At 58.4% G+C, this 24,591-nt stretch carries 24 protein-coding genes; 8 read left to right on the forward strand and 16 right to left on the reverse strand.

Annotation, left to right across the window (positions count from 1 at the left end):
* Positions 1–7: 7 nt before the first annotated feature.
* The 6 genes from GH657_RS10605 (at position 8) to GH657_RS10630 (ending at position 5,535) form a co-directional block, all read left to right on the forward strand.
* On the forward strand, positions 8–808 hold the full coding sequence (locus GH657_RS10605; protein WP_153100728.1) for a 1-deoxy-D-xylulose-5-phosphate synthase N-terminal domain-containing protein: 801 nt from the start codon (positions 8–10) through the stop codon (positions 806–808).
* Entirely contained in the window at positions 789–1,694 is a 906-nt protein-coding gene (locus GH657_RS10610) for a transketolase family protein (RefSeq protein WP_153100729.1), read from the forward strand. The genes GH657_RS10605 and GH657_RS10610 overlap by 20 nt, the downstream gene beginning before the upstream one ends.
* Positions 1,695–1,714: 20 nt before the next feature.
* Positions 1,715–3,673, forward strand: coding sequence for an NAD-dependent epimerase/dehydratase family protein (locus GH657_RS10615; protein ID WP_153100730.1), 1,959 nt, complete (start codon positions 1,715–1,717; stop codon positions 3,671–3,673).
* A 103-nt stretch (positions 3,674–3,776) separates the two neighbouring features.
* Positions 3,777–4,694 (forward strand): class I SAM-dependent methyltransferase, encoded by a 918-nt coding sequence (locus GH657_RS10620; protein WP_153100731.1) that lies wholly within the window; start codon positions 3,777–3,779, stop codon positions 4,692–4,694.
* A 1-nt stretch (position 4,695) separates the two neighbouring features.
* A complete protein-coding gene (locus tag GH657_RS10625; protein ID WP_174769930.1) occupies positions 4,696–5,103 on the forward strand; it encodes a GtrA family protein in 408 nt (135 codons plus the stop codon).
* A 54-nt stretch (positions 5,104–5,157) separates the two neighbouring features.
* Positions 5,158–5,535, forward strand: coding sequence for a hypothetical protein (locus tag GH657_RS10630; protein ID WP_153100733.1), 378 nt, complete (start codon positions 5,158–5,160; stop codon positions 5,533–5,535).
* Here GH657_RS10630 and gmhB read toward each other — a convergent pair whose 3' ends face one another.
* From gmhB to GH657_RS10705, 15 genes are all read right to left on the reverse strand, one after another.
* A complete protein-coding gene (gene gmhB, locus GH657_RS10635) occupies positions 5,536–6,102 on the reverse strand; it encodes a D-glycero-beta-D-manno-heptose 1,7-bisphosphate 7-phosphatase (RefSeq protein ID WP_153100734.1) in 567 nt (188 codons plus the stop codon).
* Position 6,103: 1 nt separating this feature from the next.
* Positions 6,104–6,811, reverse strand: a complete 708-nt coding sequence (locus tag GH657_RS10640) for a nucleotidyltransferase family protein (RefSeq protein WP_153100735.1) — start codon at positions 6,809–6,811, stop codon at positions 6,104–6,106.
* The gene (locus tag GH657_RS10645; protein ID WP_153100736.1) at positions 6,808–7,416 is read right to left on the reverse strand and encodes a D-sedoheptulose 7-phosphate isomerase; all 609 of its coding nucleotides are present in this window, start codon (positions 7,414–7,416) and stop codon (positions 6,808–6,810) included. Before GH657_RS10645 ends, GH657_RS10640 begins: the two co-directional genes overlap by 4 nt.
* Positions 7,416–8,459: a GHMP family kinase ATP-binding protein gene (locus GH657_RS10650; protein WP_153100737.1), complete on the reverse strand. Its 1,044-nt coding sequence runs from the start codon at positions 8,457–8,459 to the stop codon at positions 7,416–7,418. Before GH657_RS10650 ends, GH657_RS10645 begins: the two co-directional genes overlap by 1 nt.
* A 10-nt stretch (positions 8,460–8,469) precedes the next feature.
* A complete protein-coding gene (locus GH657_RS10655) occupies positions 8,470–11,946 on the reverse strand; it encodes a glycosyltransferase (RefSeq protein ID WP_153100738.1) in 3,477 nt (1,158 codons plus the stop codon).
* Positions 11,943–13,349: an ABC transporter ATP-binding protein gene (locus GH657_RS10660; protein WP_153100739.1), complete on the reverse strand. Its 1,407-nt coding sequence runs from the start codon at positions 13,347–13,349 to the stop codon at positions 11,943–11,945. The genes GH657_RS10655 and GH657_RS10660 overlap by 4 nt, the downstream gene beginning before the upstream one ends.
* Positions 13,339–14,163, reverse strand: coding sequence for an ABC transporter permease (locus GH657_RS10665; RefSeq protein WP_153100740.1), 825 nt, complete (start codon positions 14,161–14,163; stop codon positions 13,339–13,341). Before GH657_RS10665 ends, GH657_RS10660 begins: the two co-directional genes overlap by 11 nt.
* 29 nt (positions 14,164–14,192) lie before the next feature.
* On the reverse strand, positions 14,193–15,083 hold the full coding sequence (gene rfbD / locus GH657_RS10670; protein WP_153100741.1) for a dTDP-4-dehydrorhamnose reductase: 891 nt from the start codon (positions 15,081–15,083) through the stop codon (positions 14,193–14,195).
* A complete protein-coding gene (gene rfbC / locus GH657_RS10675; protein WP_153100742.1) occupies positions 15,080–15,631 on the reverse strand; it encodes a dTDP-4-dehydrorhamnose 3,5-epimerase in 552 nt (183 codons plus the stop codon). Before rfbC ends, rfbD begins: the two co-directional genes overlap by 4 nt.
* Complete coding sequence (gene rfbA, locus GH657_RS10680; RefSeq protein ID WP_153100743.1) at positions 15,616–16,509, reverse strand: glucose-1-phosphate thymidylyltransferase RfbA; 894 nt, start codon at positions 16,507–16,509, stop codon at positions 15,616–15,618. The genes rfbC and rfbA overlap by 16 nt, the downstream gene beginning before the upstream one ends.
* Before the next feature lie 17 nt (positions 16,510–16,526).
* A complete protein-coding gene (rfbB, locus tag GH657_RS10685) occupies positions 16,527–17,588 on the reverse strand; it encodes a dTDP-glucose 4,6-dehydratase (protein ID WP_153100744.1) in 1,062 nt (353 codons plus the stop codon).
* Between the two features lie 242 nt (positions 17,589–17,830).
* Positions 17,831–18,211, reverse strand: a complete 381-nt coding sequence (locus GH657_RS10690) for a glyoxalase superfamily protein (protein WP_153101719.1) — start codon at positions 18,209–18,211, stop codon at positions 17,831–17,833.
* A gap of 45 nt (positions 18,212–18,256) precedes the next feature.
* Positions 18,257–18,529: a hypothetical protein gene (locus GH657_RS10695; protein ID WP_153101720.1), complete on the reverse strand. Its 273-nt coding sequence runs from the start codon at positions 18,527–18,529 to the stop codon at positions 18,257–18,259.
* A 55-nt stretch (positions 18,530–18,584) separates the two neighbouring features.
* Complete coding sequence (locus tag GH657_RS10700; protein WP_153100745.1) at positions 18,585–19,997, reverse strand: LutB/LldF family L-lactate oxidation iron-sulfur protein; 1,413 nt, start codon at positions 19,995–19,997, stop codon at positions 18,585–18,587.
* A 65-nt stretch (positions 19,998–20,062) separates the two neighbouring features.
* A complete protein-coding gene (locus GH657_RS10705; RefSeq protein ID WP_153100746.1) occupies positions 20,063–20,797 on the reverse strand; it encodes a (Fe-S)-binding protein in 735 nt (244 codons plus the stop codon).
* Between the two features lie 222 nt (positions 20,798–21,019).
* Here GH657_RS10705 and GH657_RS10710 point away from each other — a divergent pair, with 222 nt between their 5' ends.
* Positions 21,020–21,817 carry an IclR family transcriptional regulator gene (locus GH657_RS10710; RefSeq protein WP_153100747.1) on the forward strand — a complete coding sequence of 266 codons (798 nt, stop codon included), beginning with the start codon at positions 21,020–21,022 and terminating at the stop codon, positions 21,815–21,817.
* Positions 21,818–21,984: 167 nt separating this feature from the next.
* On the opposite strand, the gene pbpG is transcribed toward GH657_RS10710, so the two are convergent.
* Positions 21,985–23,166, reverse strand: coding sequence for a D-alanyl-D-alanine endopeptidase (gene pbpG / locus GH657_RS10715; RefSeq protein WP_153100748.1), 1,182 nt, complete (start codon positions 23,164–23,166; stop codon positions 21,985–21,987).
* A gap of 796 nt (positions 23,167–23,962) precedes the next feature.
* Between pbpG and GH657_RS10720 the strand changes: the two genes are divergently transcribed.
* The gene (locus GH657_RS10720; protein WP_153100749.1) at positions 23,963–24,535 is read left to right on the forward strand and encodes a phasin family protein; all 573 of its coding nucleotides are present in this window, start codon (positions 23,963–23,965) and stop codon (positions 24,533–24,535) included.
* Positions 24,536–24,591: the final 56 nt, after the last annotated feature.

Consider the following 24,591-nt stretch of genomic DNA (forward strand, 5'->3'; position numbering starts at 1 on the left):
CAATCGTATGGAACAACCTCAAATCCTGGATCAGCAACGGATGACGCAAATCCGCCTCAGGCTGATTCGCATGCACTTCGAAAGCGGCGTAGGTCATATCGGCGGCAACCTGTCGTCACTGGATGCACTCGCCCTGCTCTTTAACGAATATGTTGGGCCAGCTGATCATTTCATCTTGTCGAAGGGACACTCCGCCGGGGCACTCTACAGCGCGCTCTGGAGCGTGGGTAAGCTTGACGATAAGACACTCACCACGTTTCACAAGGACGGCACCCTGCTGGCAGGCCATCCGCCGGCCAGGGGCATTCCTGAAATCCTGTTTGCCACCGGCAGCCTGGGTCATGGGCTCTCGCTCGCAGCGGGCACAGCACTCGCTGGCCGCATGCGCAACACGTCAAGCCACGTCTATTGCATGACCTCGGACGGCGAATGGCAGGAAGGCTCCACCTGGGAAGCGCTGATCTTCTGCAGTCACCAGCGCCTCGCCAATCTGACCGTACTGGTTGACCACAACCAGCTCCAGGGCTTCGGCTCCACTCAGTCCGTGGCTTCCATGGCACCACTTTGGACGCGTCTGCAAGGTTTCGACATCGAGATCGACGTGGTGAACGGGCATGACCTCGACGCCATTCGGGCTGTACTCGACAAACGGCCTGGCCGACCTCATTTCGTCATGCTCGAAACGCTCAAGGGTAAAGGGGTTTCATTTATGGAAAACCGTATGGAGTGGCATTATCTGCCACTCAACGAAGCGCAATACCAGCAGGCCATCGCAGAGCTAGGCGGATATGAGACAACCATTATGTGACGCCCTGGTGGCGCGTGCCACCACACCGGAGATGGTGTTCCTCACAGGCGACCTGGGTTTCGCGGCGCTTGAACCCTTGCGTGAAGCGATGGGGCAACGCTTCATCAATGCGGGCGTGGCGGAACAAAACATGATCTCGGTCGCCGCAGCCATGGCCCGGCAAAACTGGGAGCCCTGGGTTTATAGCATCGCGCCTTTTTGCTATGCCCGGCCTTTCGAGCAAATCCGCAACGACGTGACCTTTCACAACTTGCCTGTGCGGATCATCGGCAATGGCGGCGGCTACGGTTATGGCGTGATGGGGCCCACGCACCATGCCATCGAGGATTACGGTATCTTGCTGACGCTGCCCAATCTCACGGCCTTCATCCCAGCCTTCGATGAAGATATCGCCGCAGTGATACAGCGCGCAGGTGCCTTGCCGGGCGCGGCCTATATCCGCCTGGGCCGGAGCGAAGCGCCCCGGCATTTTGTGCTCCCCGCCTACTCGCCCTGGCGTCATCTCGTCGCGGGTGAAGGCCCGCCAGTGATCGTCGTCGGCCCGCTTGCGGGAACCTATCTCGAGGCACTAACCGCGCTAGCCAGCGCGCTCAGGCCCAACCTGTGGGTCGTGAGCGAGTTGCCGCTCGCGGCCAATGCCCTCCCCGAACAACTGATGACACAAATTGCCCTGACCGGAACCTGTTTCGTGGTTGAAGAGCATGTCGCGCGAGGCAGTTTTGGCTCTGAGTTGGCACTGCATCTGCTTGGCCACGGTGTCTTCTCGAAGATGCATCACTTGCCGGCGAAGGCGCATCATTACCCGCGTTACGGCTCGCAACGCTATCTGCGCGAAGCGTCTGGCCTCGATCCGCAGAGCCTGCTCAGCGCGCTCGGCCTTTCCTAATTCCGTTACCCACCACGCTTATGACCCGTTCGAATCCAGATATCGCCGCCCTGCGAGGGCCGATCCTCATCACCGGTGCTTCGGGGTTCGTCGGTGCCAACCTGTTTCTGAAAATTTTTGCGGTGCGACAGGATGTCTATGCCGTGGTTCATCACGCCAGGGCATGGCGCCTCGCCGAGGTCCCCGACACCCATGTGATCACGGCGGACGTCAATGACCCCACCGCGGTCAAGCACATGCTCGAGACCATTGCACCGCAAACGGTTTTCGATTGCGTGGCGTATGGCGCGTATTCGTTCGAACAAGATCCCAACCTGATTTACCAGACCAACTTCAATTCGATCGTCACGCTCACCAGCCTGCTGGCCCAGCGTCCGCTAGCCGCATTCGTGCATGCGGGGAGTTCGTCCGAATACGGGAAAAACTGCGCCGCCCCACTCGAAGACAGCACCCGCGAACCCAACAGTCACTATGCGCTGTCGAAGCTTGCCGTGTCTGACTACCTGAGTTATATGGGCGTCGAGCGCCAGTTTCCTTGTGTCAACCTGCGCCTTTATTCGGTCTACGGTCCCCTGGAAGACAGCGCGCGCCTGATCCCTACACTCTTGCGCAAAGCGTTGTCTGGCACACTCCCGCCGTTCGTGGCGCCTGACACCTCACGCGACTTCGTGCATGTCGATGATGTGTGCGCAGCCTTTATCAGCGCAGCGCTACGGATGAATCCCTCCCTCTATGGCGAAAGCTTCAATATCGGCAGCGGAGTCAAAACAACCATTCGTGAGCTCGCGGAGCTGACGCGCGCGTTATTCGACATCAGCGAAGCGCCGGACTTCGAGGCCATGGACGAACGCCCCTGGGATTTGGCCAACTGGTACGCGAATCCGAAAAAAGCCCTGTCATGTCTGGGCTGGCAAGCAACCACGCCGCTCGCTGAGGGCCTGCAACAAACGGCAAACTGGGTACGGACGCTCAGCGAAGAAGAACTCGCACAACGCTCCAAACTCAACCAGCACAAACGCCGCCGCAGCATCTCGGCCATCATCGCATGCTACAAGGATGAGCCCGCCATTCCGGTGATGTACCAACGGCTCACGGAGACATTCCGCAAGCTCGACATCGACTACGAAATCATCTTTGTGAACGATTGCAGCCCCGATAATTCGGCAGAAACCATCCGCGAAATCTCGGTGGCGGACCCCAAGGTAATCGGGATCTCGCACTCCCGCAATTTTGGCTCGCAGATGGCGTTTCGCAGCGGCATGGAGCTCTCGACGAAAGACTCGGTGGTACTGCTAGATGGCGATCTGCAAGACCCGCCGGAGCTGATCGAAGCGTTTTATGCCGCCTGGGAGCAAGGCTATGAGGTGGTCTATGGCCAACGCGTGCGACGCGCGATGCCATGGCATTGGGGCTTGCTATACAAGGCGTTCTACCGGATCTTCGCCGCCTTCAGCTATGTGAAGATCCCACTCGATGCGGGTGATTTTTCTCTCATCGATCGCAAAGTCGTGCAATGGCTGCTGACCTGTCCTGAGCGCGATTTATTCATGCGGGGCTTGCGTGCCTACGTCGGCTTTCGTCAAACCGGCGTACCGTATGAACGTCCAGAACGGATGTTCGGCCACACGACGAACTCGCTGGCCAAAAACATCGACTGGGCCAAGAAAGGGATTTTCTCGTTCAGCAATGTACCGCTCACCATGCTGACCACTGCAGGCCTCGGCCTGTTTGGCCTGTCGCTGGTCATAGCGATCATCATCGCCATTCTTAGACTGATAGTTCCCGACATCGCGCCACGAGGGGTGACCACCCTGCTGATTGCGATCCTGATGTTCGGCTCCATCAACCTGTTTGGCATCGGCCTCGTGGGCGAATACGTGAGCAAGATCATGATCGAGGTCAAAGGCCGCCCCCGGCTGATCCGGGCCGCGCTGATCCGCCATGGCGCCATCACGGAACAAACCGCCAAAACCCTATAGCTTTTGAGCGCAATCCGGACAGATGCCGCCCTGCCGTCCGGGTCGCAGTCTGTGGCGCCCTGCCGCCACGCTACGTTGATCTCATCCCACACCAACCGCCCAGATGGAACTCTCACACCGCGCGCAGCGCAACTGTCCTGTTTGCGGCAGCTCGCCTGAAACCGCCAAGCTTTATTTCGCAGAACATCTCGACGCCTCAAAGCTAACGGCATTCAGCTTTGCCTCAAGAAAAGTGCCGGAGTACCTGTGCTACCAGATGGTGCAATGTCCCACCTGCGATCTCGTCTACGTCGACCAGCCACCCTCGCAGCAAGCGCTGGCCGAGGTCTACCATGCCGCCCACTATGACAGCAGCGAAGAGGCTGACGACGCAGCAGCAGCCTATGCCCGTGTGATTCAGCCGATACTCGGTAACCACGCTCGCGGATGCGCCCTGGAAATTGGCGCGGGCACCGGTGTGTTCCTCGACAAACTCAAGCAGAACGGATTTGACAAGGTCTGCGGTATCGAACCTTCGACTGCGGCCATTGCAGCCGCTCCTGCGCACCGGCAAGGCTGGCTTCGGGAAGGCATTTTCGTGGAGAGCGACTACGAAGCCGAATCGTTTGACCTGATCTGTTGTTTCATGACGCTCGAACACGTGCGTGAGCCCCGGGAAATCGTCTGCTCGGCCTTGAACCTGCTCAAGCCCGGTGGCGTATTCGTCAGCGTCACTCACGACTATCGCAGCATCGTCAACCGTCTGATGGGAAAGCGCTCACCCATTCTCGATATCGAACATATGCAACTCTTCTCCGCACGCAGCATTGAAGCGTTGCTGGTCCATGCCGGTTATACGGGCGTTCAGGCGCAACCTTTCATGAACCGCTATACCCTGCGCTACTGGACTCGGCTAGCGCCCCTGCCATCCGGCATCAAGACTTTCACGCAAAACCTGCTGGCCTCGTCTGGTCTCGGCGCAATCAAAATTTCCATGAATGTCGGCAATACCGTGGCGTTTGGCTACAAGCCAGGCCAATAACATGCGGCAAACATTGTTCAGCCGCTACGGCCGTATCAACCGGTTCATGATGGTCGGCGTACTCAATACGCTGTTTGGCCTCGGCATCTATGCGTTATTCATCTGGCTGGGTAGTCCAACGTGGCTAGCGCTGGCCGGCGGCAATCTCGCTGGGCTGGCGTTTAATTTCCTGACGACCGGGGGGCTGGTCTTTGCCGACTGCTCCCCGGCTCGAATCCCCAGATTCGTGGCGGCTTACACCGGCCTCTATTGCCTCAACCTGGTTCTGATACACCGTCTGACGACGCTGATGGGCAGACCGATTCTGAGTCAGGTTATCCTGACACCCTTCATGGCTATCGTGGCGTATCTGCTGATGTCACGCGTGGTATTCACTTCCCCCACCAGCAAAGCAGGAAAGTCTCAATAACTGCCGGAAAAAGTGATTGAGCACGCCGAGGATCCCGAGCAGTTCATACAAGAGATGGCCCGAGTACTGAAACGCGAAAACACCCTCCTATTGACGGTTCCGTGGTCGGCACGCAGGCATTACATTCCGCACGACTATCATCGTTTTACGCGCGAGCGCCTCGGAATACTGCTGGATCAAAGCGGTTTTGACGAAATCCAGATTACCGAGCGCGGCAGTGACATCGGGGCCATCGCCAACAAGCTCACGGTACTCACCTTGCGTTTGCTGCACCCCGAAAAACCCTTCGACTGGATCTGGACGTTACCGCTCTCACTCGTGTGCTTGCCGCTCGCGTCGAGGTTTCTTGTCGCGGCACATTGCGCCGATGCCCTCGGCAAAGGCGGGGAGGAAGATCCGCTGGGCTATTTCGTTTCTGGCCGTCAGGCGTAGTCAGGCCACGGACGAAAGTTCAGCCGCCACCTGCATCAGATCGCTGACGTGAACCACGCCGGAACTGGCCGTCCCGGTACAAGCCGCCGCGCCCTCGCCCAACAGGAACAGGCGCCCCACCCCGGCAGCACGCGCCGCCTGCATGTCGCTCAGCGTGTCGCCCACCATCACCGATGCGTGCGTATCAATATGATGATCTGCGGCCGCCTGTAGCAGCATGCCCGGGGCAGGCTTGCGGCAAGCGCAAGCCACCCGGTAAGGGCCAACCCCTGCCTCTGGATGATGCGGGCAGTGATACACCTGCGTGATGGGTGCGCCCTCTTTGACAAACTGTTCGAGCATCCACGCCGTAAAGGCCGCGAACGTCTGCTCGCTGTAATAGCCGCGTGCAATCCCGGCCTGATTGGTCACGACCAGCACCTCGTAGTGTTCCTTGCGGGCTACCCGCACCAGTTCGAAAATCCCCGGCACGAACACACAGTCCTCGGGGCGATGCAGGTAACCGATATCGACGTTGATCACGCCATCCCGATCGAGAAACAAGGCGCGCCTCACAGCGGTCACCATCTCAGGCCACCATTTGCGGCACAGCCGTTTGTGCGAGCGCGTAATCGTCCGGCACGCCGATATCAATCAGTTGGCTGACAGCCGGCACCGCATGCACCTGAAGCTGGGCCAGGTGCGCGTGCAAAAAATCCTGTTCGAATGAAAACCGCTCTTGCGTCACGTAACGTTCAAAAGGCGCGCGCTTGAGCAAATAGACCCCTGCATTGATAAAGCCCGCACCGGTTTGCCCCTTCTCACGGAAGGCGGTGACCCGCCGCGGCAATGCCGCGTCGAATTCGACCGCCCCATATCGCGCGACGTCATCGAGCCGTGCCACCGCCATCACGACATCTGCCTCACCCGACGCTGCCGCTGCGCGCAGGTCAGCGAAATCGACGATGGTCATTGTGTCGCCATTGAGCACAAACGCTTCATGGCCGCTGATCCGGGCCATCGCCCGGGCAATCGCGCCACCCGTGCCGAGCGGCTCATCTTCTACGACGTAGTGCACCTTCAATGCGCCAAACGTATCGCCGAAGTAATCTTCGATCACCTCGCGCTTATAGCCGACGGACAGGTAAACCTCCGTCACGCCTTGTTGCTCCAGGCGACGCATCACCCACCACAGAAACGGCTTGCCCGCCACCAGCGCCATGGGTTTCGGCAGGTTCGGCACGACCGAACGCAAGCGCGTGCCCAACCCACCGGCTAAAACGATGGCCGGGATCATGCCGGAGTAGCCCGGACAGGCGGAGTAAAAAGACTGGATTCAACCAGGCCGCAAATGATGTGGCCCAGCACGATATGCCCTTCCTGAATCTTGGGGGTTTCGAGCGCGGGCACTTCGATGCAAACGTCGCACAGATCGCGCATCGCGTTGCTCGCGTTACTTTTGGCGCCCGTGAAACCTGCGACATACATGCCTTTCTTGCGCGCTTCTTCCATCGCCAGCAGAACGTTCGGCGATTTACCCGAGGTCGAAATGCCCCAGAAAAAATCACCTTTGGCCCCACCCGCCTGCACCTGGCGCGCGAATACTTTCTCGTAGCCGTAATCATTGCCGATCGCAGTCAAGGCCGAGGTATCCGTGGTCAAGGCAAACGCCGGCAAACCCGGGCGATCGAAATTGAAGCGGCTGACAAACTCGCCTGCGATGTGCTGGGCATCGGCCGCGCTGCCGCCATTTCCGGCGATCAGCACCTTGTTGCCCGCCTTGAAGGTATCGACGATGGTCTGGGCAAAGCCCGCCACCCGGATCATCAGGTCTTCGTCGGCGCGCATGGCAGTCAATACGTCGATGGCTTTCGAGATCTCCTGACGGATCGTGTCTTTCATTAGGTTCTCCAGGAATACGCACCGTGTTCGGTGAAATTGCAGCTAAACACCTGACCATTAAATTGCGCGAGGGCGCGCATCACGTCAGGCCGCTTCGTGGGATCGGCGACAAACATCATAAAGCCGCCTCCACCCGCGCCCGATACCTTGCCCGCCCGCGCACCCGCGGCGATAGCGGCATCGTAAATAGCATCGATGCCCGCGTTGCTAATGCTGTTGGCCATCTGTTTTTTCGAGATCCACGACAGGCGCATCGACTCGGCAAAGCTGTCGAAGTCGCCCCGCAGAATGGCTTCTTTCATCTTGAGCGCCTCATCCTTGACGCGATGCAAGGCTTCCAGCGACGTGGTGTTGCCACTGCGCACACTATCGGTTTGCTGCTGAATGATGCTGGCGGACTCGCGCGAAACGCCGGTGTAAAACAGCACCAGCGACGATTCGAGTTCCGCGCGCACGGCGTGCTTGACCCGCAACGGGTTCACAATCACCCGGTCCTGGTAAAACTCCATGAAATTGAAGCCGCCAAACGTTGCCGCGTACTGGTCCTGTTTCCCCCCCGCAAAGGCCAGATCGACACGCTCGATGTTGTACGCCAACTGCGCGATATCGTACTCACCCAGCGGAATCTGCAGATATTCGACAAACGCATGCACCAGTGCGACCACCATCGTCGATGACGAACCCAGCCCCGAGCCCGGCGGCGCTTCCGAGTGAGTCGTCACATGCACCGGCAGCGGCACGCCCGCGTTGTAGTCACGCACAATGCGGTTATACACGCCGACATGCAGCTCCAGCCCTTTGACCAACCCCAGCGAGGCCGTGGCCGGGCCCGACCAGTGCACCGAATTGTCGGCGGCGACCAGTTCGATCGTGTCATCCTCACGAGGCGTGATCGTCGCGTAAGCGAACTTGTCGATGGTCGCGTTCAGAACCAGCCCGCCAAATTCATCGGAATACGGCGACACATCCGTGCCGCCCCCTGCCAGCCCAAGACGCAGCGGTGCGCGAGCGCGAACCGTTGCGGATTTTAAAAAATTCTTCATAAGGGATCAATCAATGGTTGAGAGCCAGATCCTCTGCGAATACCTCGCGGATGGCCTGGCTCGAGAAGTTCGCCGCGACATATTCGCGCCCGGCCTGAGCGACCTGGAACCAGCGCTCGTCATTGCGCACCAGTTCCACGACGCTCGCCGCAAAAACAGCGGGATCATCATTCACGGGCAGGATGCCGTCGAGGCCTGGCAACCCCTGGATACCCACGGGCGTCGTCACCAGCGGCGTACCAAAGTTAAGCGCTTCAACGACCTTGTTCTTGACGCCCGCGCCAAACCGCAAAGGCACGACGGCCACGCGCGCGAGTTCGTAGAGTTCGGCGAGCCGTTCGTCGCTGACATAGCCTGTCACGGCAACCTTCGGCCCGGCCAGCGCCAGCACTTCATCGGTCGGGTTCGAACCCACTAGCGCCAGTTGAATATGCGGCAGCTCGGCCACGATGCGCGGCAAGATTTCGTGAACCAGCCACTTGGCCGCATCGACATTAGGCGGATGACCAAAACCCGCGACAAAGATAATCTGGCTGCGCTCGCGCAACGTCAACACGCTATCAGCCTTGCCATGGGGCTCGAAAAAGTAAGGCGGCAAAGTACGCACCACGACGCCTGGCGCCATCTGTTCGACGGTGGCGACTTCCGTGGCGGACGGGTAATACACGACATCGACGGCCTTCCAGACTTTCAGTTCAAGCTCACGCTCCGCTTCCGCCCGGCGCACCAGCCGCTGTTCGCCCGACACCTCGGCTTCCTTCAAGGTGCGTTCGAAATGCAGGTCGTGACCGTAGAAGAGCAGCTTCGCGGCGGGCGCATAGTTGCGCAGCGGCGCAATGAAAGGCTCGCTCACGTTGGGCCGGTTCAGGAAGGCAAAATCAATGGTTTGATCGGTGTTTTTGAGCCACTCATCAAAGCCACTGATGAACTGCGGGCCGTAAAAAACCTCAACTCCCAGTTGCTGCAACGGTTTCACATAAGCGGCGTCATACCAGAGGTTCAGCGGCCAGAACTTGACGTTAAGGCCCATTGCCACGAGCACGCGAATAAAACAGATCAGGGAACGCGAACCCGCATCGCGGTCCGGCTGCGGCACATAGTGATCGACGATCAGAATGGTCTTGCGCTCGCGGGTCCGGTCCCGCGCCGCGGCAACCTGCGTGCCGCCCGCGAAATGTTCTGCTTCAAGCACATCACGCCAGCGCAGAAAAAACTTCTTCTGGTTTTCAACCTGATACGCCTTGATGCCCGCCCCGGTATCCGTGCCGTTTGAGACGCCCTCATAGTGAACAATGACCGACTCAGGCTGGTAATAAACCTTCTTGTTCACCTGGCGAACCTTGAATGCCAGGTCTGAATCTTCACAGTAGGCCGGCAGGTAATACTCGTCGAAGCCGCCCAGGTGTTTAAACAGCGTTGTCTTGAGCAAAAGCGAGGCGCCCGACGCGTAGTCGATTTCCTTGACGTAGTTGTAGGCACTTTTGCAGGGATCGTCGAGACGGCCATAATTCCACGCCGAACCGTCCTTCCATAAAATGCCGCCCGCCTCTTGCAGACGGCCATCGGGATAAACCAGCTTCGAGCCCACCATGCCGCAATCGGGATGTGTCTCGAACAACTTCAGCATCGAATCAAGCCAGCCAGGCGTCACTTCCGTATCGTTGTTCAGGAAGTAGACGAACTCACCGCGCGCCTGCGTTGCGGCATGATTGCAGGAACGGATAAAGCCCAGATTTTCCGGGTTCACTAAAAAGCGCAGACCCGGAATTTCCTGCAGCCGCAGAATGTCCTGGTCACCCGAAGCATCTTCGATCACGATCACTTCGATCGGAACGGTGGGCAAATGCTCGACAATCGAGCGCACACAGGCAGCGGTATACGGCAAATTGCCATAGGCCGGAATGATCACCGATACCCGCGGCGCCAGCAGTTCGGGAAGCCTCAGGCTGGCAAGAACCGAATCAAACTCTTGCGGCAAAATCTTCGGGCGCCCTAACACTTGCTTCAGAGGCTCTCTCTGACGCTTCCAGGTCTCGTAATAGACCATGCCTTCGAATAGCGGTCCCGCTACGCGAAACAACCCGTTCACCAGCCGGGCCTTGTGCGCCTGAGTGAGGGGCAAGGCCTGGTACAGTGCGCGCCCCCAGCGTTTGGCATAGGGCCGCAGCGGCTGCAGCACAGGCCCCATATCCCCCCGTGCCAGCCGCCTGACACCGCGTATCGGGCGCGTGATCTTCCATGAACTTGAGGCATGCACATCCGCCAGGCTGGCCTGCAAGGCGCCAACCACGGCCTGCAACTCATCACGCTCATGGCGAAAAGCATCGCAACGCCGGATCAACCCCGCGGCATCGCCGCTGTCAGCCAGTTTCTGCAACTGCGCGTCACGCTCCCGAACAGCCTTGCGCTTCTCCTTGAGTTCCCCGTAGAGCTTCAGCGCCCATTCCGTGCGGTCATCGAACTCTCGCTGCAACCGCGCAACTTGCTTTTGCAACTCGTCACGCTCGAGGCCCACCGCCTCGCAACGCTGGGTCAGCTCAGCAATTTTCCGGCTCGCGGTCTCGGCCTCCGCCTGGCTCCAGACTCCGTTTTTACTGGTCGCCTTGCGTTGCTGTTGAAGTTCAGCATCGAGTTGGAGTGCCCAGGCGGTGCGTTCCGCAAATTCGCCTTGCAAACGGCGGATTTCGGTATCTCGTGCTTCAATTTCGGCGCCTTGACGGCTCGCCCAGGCCACGAGTTCCTGCTGCCGGGCATAAAGATCGCTGCCCTCCTCGAAAAAAACGGAGGCCTGTAATACCGGCGCTGCCTGCGCGCCATCCTTCATGCCGACCGCGAGGAAATACATCACCGAAGCGAGATGCGGCGTGCGCACCGCGATGTTGTCGTCGCTGAGCGTCAGCGCCGCGTAGGTGCAATCCTCACGCCCGTCCGGCAGAATCAGCGAACTCGTCGCCAGACGCTGGTTGTAGTACGTCACATTGCTGAAATAACGCTTCATCAGCGCGTCGAGCTGGTCGAAATAAAGCTCGCGGACGTGATACTTGTTATAGAAATTGCGCTCGTCCGAATACACTTTCTTGTTCGGCGAAGACAGGATCAAAAAGCCACCGGGCTTGAGCACGCGGTGTATCTCCGACATCATCTCGTCGTGCTGCGTCAGATGTTCAAGCGTTTCGAACGAAACTACCGCATCGAAACAAGCATCTTGCAACGGGATGGCTGCCGCGCTGCCGCTCGTAAAAGAAAGATTCGGAATATGTCCGTAATGTTCCGCGGCATGCTCGATGGCTTCCGGAGAGATATCGACGCCCATGACGGTTTTGGCGTACCCCGAAAGAATCGCTGTGCCATAACCTTCACCACAGGCAATGTCGAGCACATCGAGACCCTTGACCGCCTGGGCTGCCCAGCCATAACGGTGCCAATGCTCATAACGAATGTCCCCCGTTTCGTCTGGGACATAGCGCTCCCCTGTAAACTCAATCACGCCAGTAACCTCTCTTTTTCGACGCTGATACGCAGCATGGGAATACCTACCAGACCGTGACGCATCGTGCTGTCGATGGTACGGAACTGCAACGCATCGTGAAGCCAGTGTTGTTGCGTGTGATCATCCTGGGTGCCCGATGCCACTGCGGCATCAATGGAATACGCACCCACCGGCAAGATGGGCAGGCGAAACTGGAATGAAGCAAGGAAAGTATCGCCCTCACTGCCGTCAATGACCTCTTCGTAAGTCAAATGGGAGTTATCGCCAAAGAGGCGCTGCCCGAGGCGGTCTTTCACGTAAAAACCAAAAATCAGTCCACGAACGCTGACGTTCACCGCGACCTTCAGTTGCAGCGTCACCAGCTCGCCTCCGTGCAGGAGCTGAACTTCATGTCCATCGCTGTCAATCAGCGACACGTTGACGATCGCCGCCCCACCCGCACCGAAGGTGTTCCGATGCGCATCTGGATCAAATTCGAACACGCGGATTGTATTCGAGCTTTTTATCAGCTCAAGCCGTGGATCGATTACGTCCAGCGCCTTCATTCTGGCTCGCCCACGTTCGGTTTTTACCGTGCTGACCGCTACGCCCTGAGCCTTGCGATCCAGCATATGCTGCTCGGCCAGATAGGCCTCGACCACGTCTTTCGCTGCCCCGTCCATGCGCACCGAACCATGATCCAGCCAGACGGCGCGAGAACATAGACTGGTGACGGCTCCTGCATCGTGACTGACAAACAGCAGGGTGCCGGACTTCTGAAAACCGCGCAAAAAACGCATGCATTTTTGCGTGAAGCGCACGTCGCCCACCGATAGCGCTTCGTCCACCACCAGCACATCGGCATCAACGTGCACGGCGATCGCAAACGCCAGACGCACATACATCCCGCTTGAATAGGTTTTCACGGGCTGCGAAATGAAATCGCCGATCTCTGCGAACTCGACAATTGACGCATAGCGCTCTTTGAGTTGCTGCTCAGTCAGCCCGTACAGCATGCCGCTCAGATAGACATTCTCTTCGCCGGTGAACTCCGGATTAAAACCTGCGCCAAGTTCGAGCAGCGCGGCGATCCGGCCATGATGCCGCACCTGCCCCTGAGTTGGGAACAGCGTGCCACACACCAGTTGCAGGAACGTCGACTTGCCCGAGCCATTCTGGCCGATGATCGCCACCGTCTCGCCCCGTTTCACGGTGAGATCGACGTCTCGCAGCGCCCAGAACTCGCGGAAATATTCTTTGGGTTTGCGCCCGAACATCCGTGCGATGCGGGGAAAGATCATCTGCTTTAGCCGGTCTTGCGGCGCGCTATAAATCTCGTAACGCTTGCCGAGGCCATGCACGTCGATGGCCGTCGGCGACGCTTCCTGTTCTTGCGGTTGTTGCACGCTATCAGAGCACATCGGCGAATCCCTTACGCGTTTTCTGGAACCAGATCAGACCAAGCGAGGCAATGACGTAGGCAATCACCGAATAAATTATCCAGCCCGTCCAGTTCAATGGCACGCCCCAAATCGCCGCGTTACGCAGCTGGTCGATCACGAAGGTCAAGGGGTTGAGCATGATGACCGCCTGCAAACGCGGCGGCACCGAGGCCAACGGGTAAAAAACCGGCGCGAGGAACATCAGCAGCGATGACACGATGCCCATGATTTGCCCCAGATCGCGCATGAATACGCCAAAGGAGGCCAGAAACCACACCAGCCCGGCCACCAGCACGACAAAAGGCAGCAGGATGACGGGCACGAAGACCACCGTCCAGGGAATATGCCCCTGCCAGAACAGAATCGCCGCGAAGAGGATCACCGAGGCCACCAGCATGTGAAAGAGCGCGGTGCCAATGGCGATCCACGGCAGTGTCTCCAGCGGGAAAACGACCTTCTTGACGTAGTTCGGATTGCCTACCACCAGCATCGGAGCCCGGGTCAAACACTCGGAAATCAAATTGTGTCCCAGCACGCCGACGAACATCACCACGGCGAACTCGATGTGAGAGGTGGAGGTGGGACGCCATCTCGACTTGAACACGTAGCCGAAAACAAACGTATAAATGCTGAGCATCAGCAAAGGCGTAATGAAAGACCAGAAAAGCCCGAGAAATGAACCCTTGTAGCGGCCGGCCACCTCGCGCTTGACGAACTGGACAATCAGATGCCAGTTCCCGGTCAGCGAATACAAGACTGCCAGCGGATGCAGCAGCCGTTTTGGTGTTTCCATTCGTGTTCCTGTTTGTAATGTGAGCACGCCTAGCGCCCCAAAAGGTCGTCCAGCACCAGTGCCAGGCCCTCACGCCAGTCGAGGCGCCCAAGCCGAAAACGACGGTCGAATTTATCGTTCTCGAGTATCGAGTATCGCGGACGGGGAGCCGGCACCGGCCAGGCATCGGACGGGATCGGCTCGATCGAGGTAGTCTTGATGTCAAGGCCGGCAGCGCGAGCGGCTTCGATGATCGCGCTGGCAAAACCATGCCACGTGGTATGTCCCGCCGCAGTCATATGAAACAGGCCGGATTCGAACTCGCCCGCCAGACGTTCACGCTGAGCTTGCGCGACCACATGGGCCGTCAGGTCGGCGATCATTCGCGCGGAAGTCGGCGCCCCTGTCTGGTCAGACACGACACGCAATGTCTCACGCTCACCCGCCAGACGCAGCATGGTCCGCAAAAAATTATGTCCGCGCAGACCATACACCCACGTGGTGCGCAACGTCAGCCAGTCGCCCGCCACTGATTCAAGCGCGCGCTCGCCCGCCAGCTTGCTCGCCCCATACACGTTGAGCGGCGCCACCGCATCGCTCTCGACATAAGGCACGGTTGCCGAGCCATCGAACACGTAATCGGTCGAGTAATGAATCATCAGCGCTTTCTGCGCACGCGCGGCCTCCGCCAGCACCCCCACCGCTTCGGCGTTCACCCGGTGGGCGAGTTCCGCTTCGGTTTGCGCCAGATCGACCGCGGTATAGGCCGCCGCATTCACAATCACGTGCGGACGCACCGAGGCCACCAGCCGGGCCAGCGTATCCGGCCTCGTCAAATCAGCTTCGCGGCGATCAAAGGCGACGACCTCGCCCAGTGGCGCCAGCGCTCGCCGCAGTTCCCATCCAACCTGCCCATTACGGCCAGTCAGCAAGATCCTCATGCAAAGACCTCCGCGTCATTCAGCACGCGGGCCGCGGCATCTTTCGCGGCCACCTGGGGCGCTTGCTCAAGCGGCCATTCGATCTGCAAGGCGGGATCATTCCACAGCAGGCTGCGCTCGTACTCGGGGTACCAGTAATCAGTCGTTTTATAGAGAAACTCGGCACTGTCCGATGTCACGCAAAAACCGTGCGCAAAACCAGGCGGCACCCAAAGCTGACGCTTGTTATCCGCTGACAGATACACCCCCACCCATTTGCCGAAAGTCGATGAGCTACGGCGCAGATCCACCGCCACGTCGAAAACTTCCCCTGCGACCACGCGCACCAGCTTTCCTTGCGGATGCTGAATCTGGTAATGCAGGCCGCGTAGTACCCCTTTCACCGAGCGGGAATGATTGTCCTGCACGAATGCGGCGCTCACGCCTGTTTCATGGGCGAACTCGCGGGCGTTAAAGCTTTCGTAGAAAAACCCCCGGGTGTCGCCAAACACTTTGGGTTCGATGATCTTCACGTCTGGCAACGCGGTTTCGATTACGTTGATTGCCATGCCATTGGGTCCGAAAGTAGATTTTTAAGGTACTGGCCATAAGCATTTTTCGACAACGGGGCAGCCAGCTTTTCCAGTTGCGCCGCGTCGATCCAGCGCCGGCGAAACGCGATCTCCTCGGGGCAGGCCACCATCAGCCCCTGACGTTTTTGCAATGTGGCAATGAACGTTGCCGCTTCGGTCAGCGAATCATGCGTCCCGGTATCGAGCCACGCATAACCACGCCCCATGATCTCGACGTTGAGCTGGCCGGCTGCGAGATAACGTGAATTGATATCGGTGATTTCAAGCTCCCCGCGCGCGGAAGGCTTGATGCCGGCAGCGATATCGCACACTTGCTGGTCATAAAAATACAGGCCCGTCACCGCATAGCTGGAGCGCGGCCTGGCAGGTTTTTCTTCGATCGAAAGCGCGCGGAACTGCGGGTCGAACTCCACCACGCCATAGCGCTCGGGATCGTGTACGTGATAGGCAAACACCGTGGCGCCATGATCTTGCTGATTCGCGCGATCGAGCTGGCGCGCGAGATCGTGGCCATAAAAAATGTTGTCGCCGAGAATCAGCGCCGACGGATCATGGCCGATAAAATCGCGGCCAATGATAAAAGCCTGCGCGAGACCATCCGGGGACGGCTGAACCTCATACTGGATATTCATGCCCCACTGGCTGCCATCGCCCAGCATCGCCTCGAAGCGCGGCGTGTCCTGGGGCGTGGAAATAATCAGCACGTCGCGGATCTGCGCCAGCATCAAGGTCGACAGCGGATAGTAGATCATCGGCTTGTCGTAGACCGGGAGCAGCTGCTTTGAAACGACGTGAGTGATCGGATACAGGCGAGTGCCCGAGCCGCCTGCCAAAATAATGCCTTTGCGCGCCATGGCCCGTTCCCTTCCTTTTACGCGCGTTGCGTGTAGTTGGTCTCAACCCACTTGCGGTAATCGCCCGAAGCGACTTCATCGACCCATTCCTGATTGTCGAGATACCAGCGCACTGTTTTTGCCATGCCTGTTTCGAAGGTTTCGGCGGGCTTCCAGCCCAGTTCGCGCTCAAGCTTGCGGGCGTCGATGGCATAACGGCGGTCATGGCCTGGGCGATCGGTCACATACGTGATCTGGTCGCGGTATGAGCCTGATGCCTTCGGGCGCTGTTCATCGAGCAGATCGCACAGCGTGTGGACCACCTCAAGGTTCTTTTTCTCATTCCAGCCGCCGACGTTGTAAGTCTCGCCGGCCAGGCCGCGCGCCAGCACTACGCCAATCGCCTTGCAGTGATCGCCGACATACAGCCAGTCGCGCACGTTCTGGCCATCGCCATAGACAGGCAGCGGCTTGCCCGCCAGCGCACTGGCGATCATGAGCGGAATCAGCTTTTCAGGAAACTGGTAGGGGCCGTAGTTATTCGAACAGTTTGTCGTGAGCGTTGGCAGCCCGTAAGTATGGTGATACGCCCGGACCAGGTGATCCGAACCCGCCTTGGTTGCGGAATACGGGCTATTCGGTGCATAGGGGGTCGTTTCGCAAAACTGCGGATCCGTGGCGGACAGGGAACCAAACACCTCATCCGTCGAAACATGCAAAAAGCGAAACGCGGCTTTGTCTGCGCTGCCCAGCGTATTCCAGTAGGAACGCGTCGCCTCGAGCAACGTAAAAGTACCGACGACATTGGTTTGAACAAAATCCGCCGGGCCATGAATCGAACGGTCGACATGGCTTTCGGCGGCGAAATGCACGACCGCACGCGGCTTATGCTCAGCCAGGAGGGCATCGAGCGCTGCCCGGTCGCAAATATCGGCACGGACAAAGATGTGGCGCGGGTTGTTTTGCAGGGACTTGAGGGTACGCAGATTGCCTGCGTAGGTCAGTTTGTCGAGATTGAGGACCGGCTCTTGCGAGGTATTCAACCAGTCAAGCACAAAATTGGCGCCGATAAAACCGGCGCCGCCCGTTACCAGGATCATGAAATTGCCTTCTAGATATTCATCGTCGCGGCGACAGGAGATGCTGCCCCGAGCGCCTGCGTTGTGGTTGTATGGATGCTTATGACCGCCATACTTGCCCCATGCTTGAGCCTTGGTCTAGCAAAGGACGTCAGTTGCCGTAATTTTGCGAAGCCCAGATTATAAAGCGGTAACGGCCAAAAAACCGGGACGCAACATCTTGAAAAAAATTGACAAACCCAGCCTTATGGCGGGCTAAAACCTCAGGCATCGTTGGCATGAGTCCCGTCAAACTCGCAAAACCGGATCCGGTTACCGAACGGGTCAGTCGCTTCCAGCACCTTGCCCCAAGGCATCACCTCGATGCCGGGTTTGCCATATTTGTATTTTTTGGCGTGAATCTCGTCGCGCAGCGCCTCGATTCCTGTCACTGGAACAAAAATCGTGGAGCCCGGTGTCGCATCCCCATGATGTTCGCTGAGGTGAATTTTCAGCTCAGCCCGATGCACCTGCAGATACAGCGGGAAATCGTCGGCGAAGCGGTGCTCCCAATCCACCGCGAAGCCAAGCACATCCACGTAAAACTCGCGGGCTTTTTCTTCGGAAAAAATACGCAACACAGGAATAGCAGGCGACAAATGCATCATTTCTTCTCCGCACACGGTGTTCATTGGGGCACACGAAGGCACTCAAGCCCCGTTTGAAGGGCTACTACCTACACCCGCCACCCGCCCGCTATCGATCCACGCCCGGCCCGCAGCAAAGGCTGCCTCAGCGGCGGCATGCTCAGTCGGCATCAGATCGTCTATCGCAACCAGTTGCCAGTCGTGCACCAGGGCGGTGTCTTTCAGTATTCGGAAATGGGCTTTCACGCCGGTCAAAAGCTGTTCGATGGCCACTTCGATCTCGTAGGCCTTGTAGCTTTCCTGGTAATCGCCCATGTCAGTGCCTGCCGCTTTCATCGTCATACCCTCCCCGTTATGTGCAACACATTGAACCATTTGAACCAGCAGCGCTTTATCCCAGATGGCTGCGCTGCGCGGCATAAAGCTCACGAAACGTCCGGCCTGCCGGTGCGGGCATATCCCGCGTTTTCGTCCACCCCGCCCCGAGCGGCAAGCGCACGATCCTGCGCTTATCCCCGCCCATGAGTTCGAGCACCCGCACCGCCAGTTTTGTCGTCAGGGCGTATAGCGACGGATGCAGTGCGAGGTAACCCCACAGCGCCAGCCCTGCGCGCTCGCGCCACGGACGCAGATGGCGCTCCACCTGTTTTTCGCGGAGCCGGCGCAGCAACCCGGAGAGCGGAATGCCCACCGGGCACACGCTATCGCACGCGCCGCAGAGCGTAGCGGCCTGGGGCAGATCCAGCGCCCTATCGAGCCCGATATAACTCGGCGTCAGCACCGAGCCCATAGGCCCAGGATAAACCCAGCCATAAGCATGGCCGCCGATCTTCTGATACACCGGGCAATGATTCATGCACGCGCCGCACCGGATACAACGCAGCATGTCCTGAAACTCCCCGCCAAGCAGCCCACTGCGCCCGCCATCCACCAAAACGACATACATCTGCTCGGGCCCATCGCGGTCACCGGGACCGCGCGGGCCTGTAAGCAGGGAAAAATAATTGGACGTCGCCTGCCCGGTGGCCGAACGCGGCAAGAGCCGCATGGCAGTCGCCAGATCCTCGAGCGTGGGCAGTACTTTCTCGATGCCTGTCACCGCCACATGCACGCGTGGCATCACCGTGCACATGCCTTCATTGCCCTCATTGGTCACGAGCGCCACCGAGCCCGTCTGCGCAATGACAAAATTGCCGCCCGTCACGCCCATATCGGCGGTGATGAAATGCGGCCGGAGCACCTCGCGCGCTTCGCGCGTCATCGCCGGGATTTCAGTGAGCCGCGGGCGGCCGTGCGTCTTTGCAAACAGGTCGGCGATCTCGTCCTTATCTTTATGCACGACCGGCGCAATGATGTGGCTGGGTGGTTCGTTGCCATTGATTTGCAGAATGTATTCGCCCAGATCGGTTTCGATGGACTGCACACCGATCTTCTCCAGCACCGCGTTCAGACCCATCTCTTCCGTCACCATCGACTTCGTCTTGATGACTTTTTTAACCGCATGACGGCGGGCGATATCCGCGATGAGCTGGGCCGCGTCCTGGGTGGTTTCGGCATAGAGCACTGTCACGCCGCGGCGAGTCGCTTCGCGTTCGAAGGTTTCGAGCCAGACGTCCAGATTATCCAGCGCGCGATTGCGGCGCTCCTTGAGCGCCGAGCGCGTCGCCGGAAAATCGAGGTCCGCCAGGGAAGCTGCCCGCGCTGAAACGAACTTGCTGGAAAGCTTGGTGAGATTTTGCTGCAGACGCTGATCGGCCAGCTTTTGGCCGGCACGCGCCTTGAACTGCATCGTTTGAACTTGCATCGCGTGGGTGCCTGGAAATCGGTCAGGTCAGTCGGAAATGGGGAGCGTGCTGGCGCGGGTGCGACTCAGACATCGCCTGAGACATCGCCTGCCAGCACTTGCGCCACATGCAACACGCGTGTCGTGGCGTCACCCGTGCGGCGCAGACGCCCTTCGATGTTGAGCATGCAACCGAGATCCCCCAGCACCAGGGTATCGACGCCACTGGCATGGAGATTCGCGCATTTCTCGTCGACGATCGCCGTGGAGATATCGCCGTACTTCAGCGCGAAGGTGCCGCCAAAGCCACAGCAAGTTTCGCAATCCCGCAGCTCGGTGACCGCCACGCCCACCTGGGCCAGCAAGGCGCGGGGCTGGGTCTTGACGCCGAGCTCACGCAGCCCGGCGCATGAATCGTGATAAGCCACCGGGCCGGCATACTGGCCAGGCTTTAACTCAACCCGGGCAACATTCAGCAAAAAATCGGTCAGCTCGAACACCTTGGGCTGCAAGCGGCCATAGCGGTTCATTAACTCGGGATCGTCACGAAAAAGATCGCCGTAATGCGCGCGGATCATGCCGCCGCAGGAACCCGAAGGGATCACGACGTAATCGAACTGTTCGAATTCGCGCAGGGTTTTTTCAGCGAGGTCGCGCGCGATACCCCGTTCACCCGAGTTGTACGCGGGCTGTCCACAACAGGTCTGCGCGGGCGGCACCATCACTTCGAAACCCGCGCCCTCGATCAGCTTGATCGCGGAAAACCCAATCTCGGGACGCATCATGTCAATCAGGCAGGTAACGAACAAACCAACTCGCATGCACCCTCCGTTGAGAAAAAACGCCCCCGATTATCCGCCGTTTAACTCGTAAAACCAACGCGCAGCGCTTTGCGCCCGATCCGCAACGCTATCGCCCAGCAAACGCCGCGAAACAGTCGACATCAGCCGGCAAACCACTTCGGATCGTGTTCGTCGCTTTCACATTGTGAGATACAATGCACGCTCCGCTGTCACTGCCTGACACGCCATCTTCCTTTCTCCATGAGCGACCCCAATCCGGATCACAAAACCTCGATCCAGGTCATCGAACGGATGATGCGCCTGCTCGATGACCTCGCTGGACATAGCGATCCAGTCAGCCTGAAAGAACTCGCCAGACGCACGGCCTTACATCCTTCAACGGCACATCGCATCCTGAACGACATGGTGAGCTGCCGTCTGGTCGATCGCTCGGACCCCGGCACCTATCGGCTGGGCATGCGTTTGCTGGAGCTCGGCAATCTGGTCAAGGCGCGCCTGTCAGTCCGTGAGGCAGCGCTTCTGCCCATGCGCGAGCTTCATCGCCAGACCGGGCAAACGGTCAATCTGTCTGTCAGGCAAGGCGATGAGATTGTGTACATCGAGCGCTCCTACTCGGAGCGCTCCGGCATGCAGGTGGTGCGCGCCATCGGCGGGCGGGCGCCATTGCACCTCACTTCGGTAGGCAAGCTCTTTCTTGCCGCCGACGAAACCAGCCGGGTCCGCGCCTACGCCACTCGCACGGGCTTGTCGGGCCACACGCAAAACAGCATCACCGATCTCGTCAAACTGGAACGCGAACTGCTGCACGTGCGCCAGCAGGCCTGCGCGCGCGATAACGAAGAACTGGAACTCGGCGTGCGCTGTATCGCGGCGGGCATTTATGACGACACGGGACAGCTCGTGGCCGGGCTGTCGCTCTCCGCACCGGCTGACCGTCTGCAAGATGCGTGGCTTAGACCGCTTGGCGAAACCGCGTTGCTGATTTCCGGTGCGCTCGGCTATCGCCCCCCTCCCGCACCCGATCAAACCCAGACTTAAACCGTACAGGCCCACTCACACGGCTTATGCGAGTTCACCCGTTCAAAAAAAAGCCTCGTCATATTCACTGACGAGGCTTTTGTAATGCATCGGGCGGCTTTCTCTTCCGGGTGAGCGGCTTCCTGCCCGAACAGCCTGCGCCAGGCAAGCCGCCCACCCTTGAACCTTCACATGCCTGAGCTACCGGTATCGGCACTGGTGAAACGTTCACCGCCATTGTCGAGCCAGGTGCGCAAACGCGCGGCATCAGCAAAGCGTGAATATTTTCCGGATGAATCCAGCAGCACCATAATCATCGGACGGCCATGGATCGTGGCCTGCATCACCAGACATTCGCCTGCTTCATTGATAAAACCGGTTTTCTGCAAGCCGATATCCCACGTCGGATTGCGCACCAGCGCGTTCGTGCTGCCATAAGCCAGCGAGCGCTTGCCGGTATAAACCTCGTAACTGCGATCCGTCGAGAACTTGCGAATCATCGGGTATTGGTACGCTGCGTTGACCAGCTTCACCAGATCGCGGGCGCTCGAAACATTCTGGCTAGTCAGCCCCGTCGAATTCTCGAAGTGGGTATCCATCATGCCGAGCTGTTTCGCCTTGGCGTTCATCGCCGCCAGAAAACCCGGACGGCCACCTGGGTAGTAACGCGACAACGCCGCGGCCGCGCGATTTTCCGATGCCATCAAGGCGATATGCAACATGTCCTCACGTGACAGCACGGAGCCGACGGACAACCGTGAGCGGGTATTTTTCTCGTAATCGCGGTCTTCGTCGGTGACTTCCAGCGGCTCGGTCATCGGCGCTTGTAAATCCAGCGCCACCATGGCGGTCATCAACTTGGTAATCGAGGCAATCGGCACCACGGCGCGTGAATTTTTCTCGAAAAGCGGCTCGGCGGTGTTCTGGTCGACGACATAAGCAACGCTTGAACGCAATGCCAGCGCATCGGGCGTGTCATGCAAACCAAACGCCTGGCCCACGGTAGGCGGGCGAGGCTGGAACGCCACCTTGCGCACGGCCATGCGTGAATGCGCATTCATCGTGTAACTCACGCGCTTCTTTTTGGCGCCCGCCTGTAGCGCGACGCCGGCCCTGGCCGAAATTTTGGCGGCCGAGGCCTGTGGCTTCCGGCCTGCGACCCGGGTCGCGGTGGCGGACTTTTTAACAGCCTTGGCGGTTTTAGCCGATGTGGCAGATTTGACCGGTTTGGAGGACTTGGCAGGCGCGGCATAAGCCACGGCCGGCAATCCCGCCGTGGCCACCAGAACCAGCGCCGTAGCAGTCGAGACAACGGTGCTGAACGCAACACCGCGAATCATTTTGAACGACGAAAACATGTCGGTTTTCATGGGAATTTTAGAGGGAGCGGCAAGAGTTTCCGCAAGTGTAGTAAAAGTGTTAAAAATTAGCAATATTAGATACTTACCCGCATTCTTTAAACCGAGTTGTAAGATCTGATTGCTAAAACCCAATCAAATCAAAGCACTCGATCGCAAATTTCGATCGAATCAGGCAGACCCGTAGCCGCAATGCGTATCTGCGACAAAAATAAATGAGAGGTCCACTAGACTTGGGCGCCAGGCCCACACTCATTTGCCAGGGACGATCACGATCCGGCGTGGGTCCCAAACATCGTGTCCAGCCCGGGAAACCAGCGCAGGGCCAGACAACATGGGTTGCCAGATGTGTTGATAAACCAGGTGCCACGCAGAAATTACGATCAAACCGGGCATTCGACTACAGCAAAAGCGGAACGTTCCACGATGATATTAGATTTAGCGGTACCGGGTACACAAGCGCTACACGGGCACGTAGCATGCCCCGCCATAAACAGGCCCTGCATATATTTTTTTAATACATCTCGATTTTTCCCGGAAAAGAATTTTCCTGTTTCAATCTCAAATTATTCATTTTGTTTAAATCATTGTTTTATCGATAATTTATCGACATTGTGCGGCGCACAAAAAATACTTGACATTCGCTCCGCCCATCCTAAAATGGCATCCATTGCTGCGGCGCATCAAACTAAACCAGACAGTTCCCCAGCTTGGATCACCCTTTAAATTTTTCTATTATTTTTATATTAAACAGCCACTTAACCCCACACGATCCACATCAGACGGATCGTTTTCAGGAGCGAAAAACGTGACAATGCTGACCCCAGAACAATTCGCCGCAGCCCAAAAAGCCAATCTCGAAGCACTGTTCGGCTTGACAGCCAAGGCTTTCGAAGGCGTTGAAAAACTGGTTGAACTGAATCTGCAAGTTGTGAAATCGACCCTCGCGGAAACCCAGGAAAACGCACAACGCGCGCTGTCGGTAAAAGACGCACAGGAACTCCTCGCGCTGCAAGCCAGCCTGAGCCAGCCGGTTGCAGAAAAAGCCTTGTCTTATAGCCGTCACCTGTACGAAATCCTGTCGGCAACACAAAACGAATTCGCCCGTGTTGCCGAAACACAGTACGAAGAACAAAACCGCAAGGTGCAATCGTTGATCGACAACGCCGCGAAAAACGCACCGGCAGGTTCAGAAACAGCGGTTGCCGTCATCAAGTCGGCCATCACCGCAGCCAACACCACTTACGAAACAGTGCACAAGGCAGCCCGGCAAGCCGTCGAAATCGCAGAAAGCAACTTCAATGCAGCCGCTTCCGCTGCATCGAAAGCCGCTTCGCAAGCCGCCGCGGCCCAAGCTTCGCGCACGGCCAAAAAAGCCTGAGTTCAGGCTGAAACAGCTAGCGGCCAACCGCTAGCAGCCAACCGTTAGCAGCGCCC

This window comes from Paraburkholderia hayleyella, from assembly GCF_009455685.1.
Classification (GTDB): Bacteria; Pseudomonadota; Gammaproteobacteria; order Burkholderiales; family Burkholderiaceae; genus Paraburkholderia; species Paraburkholderia hayleyella.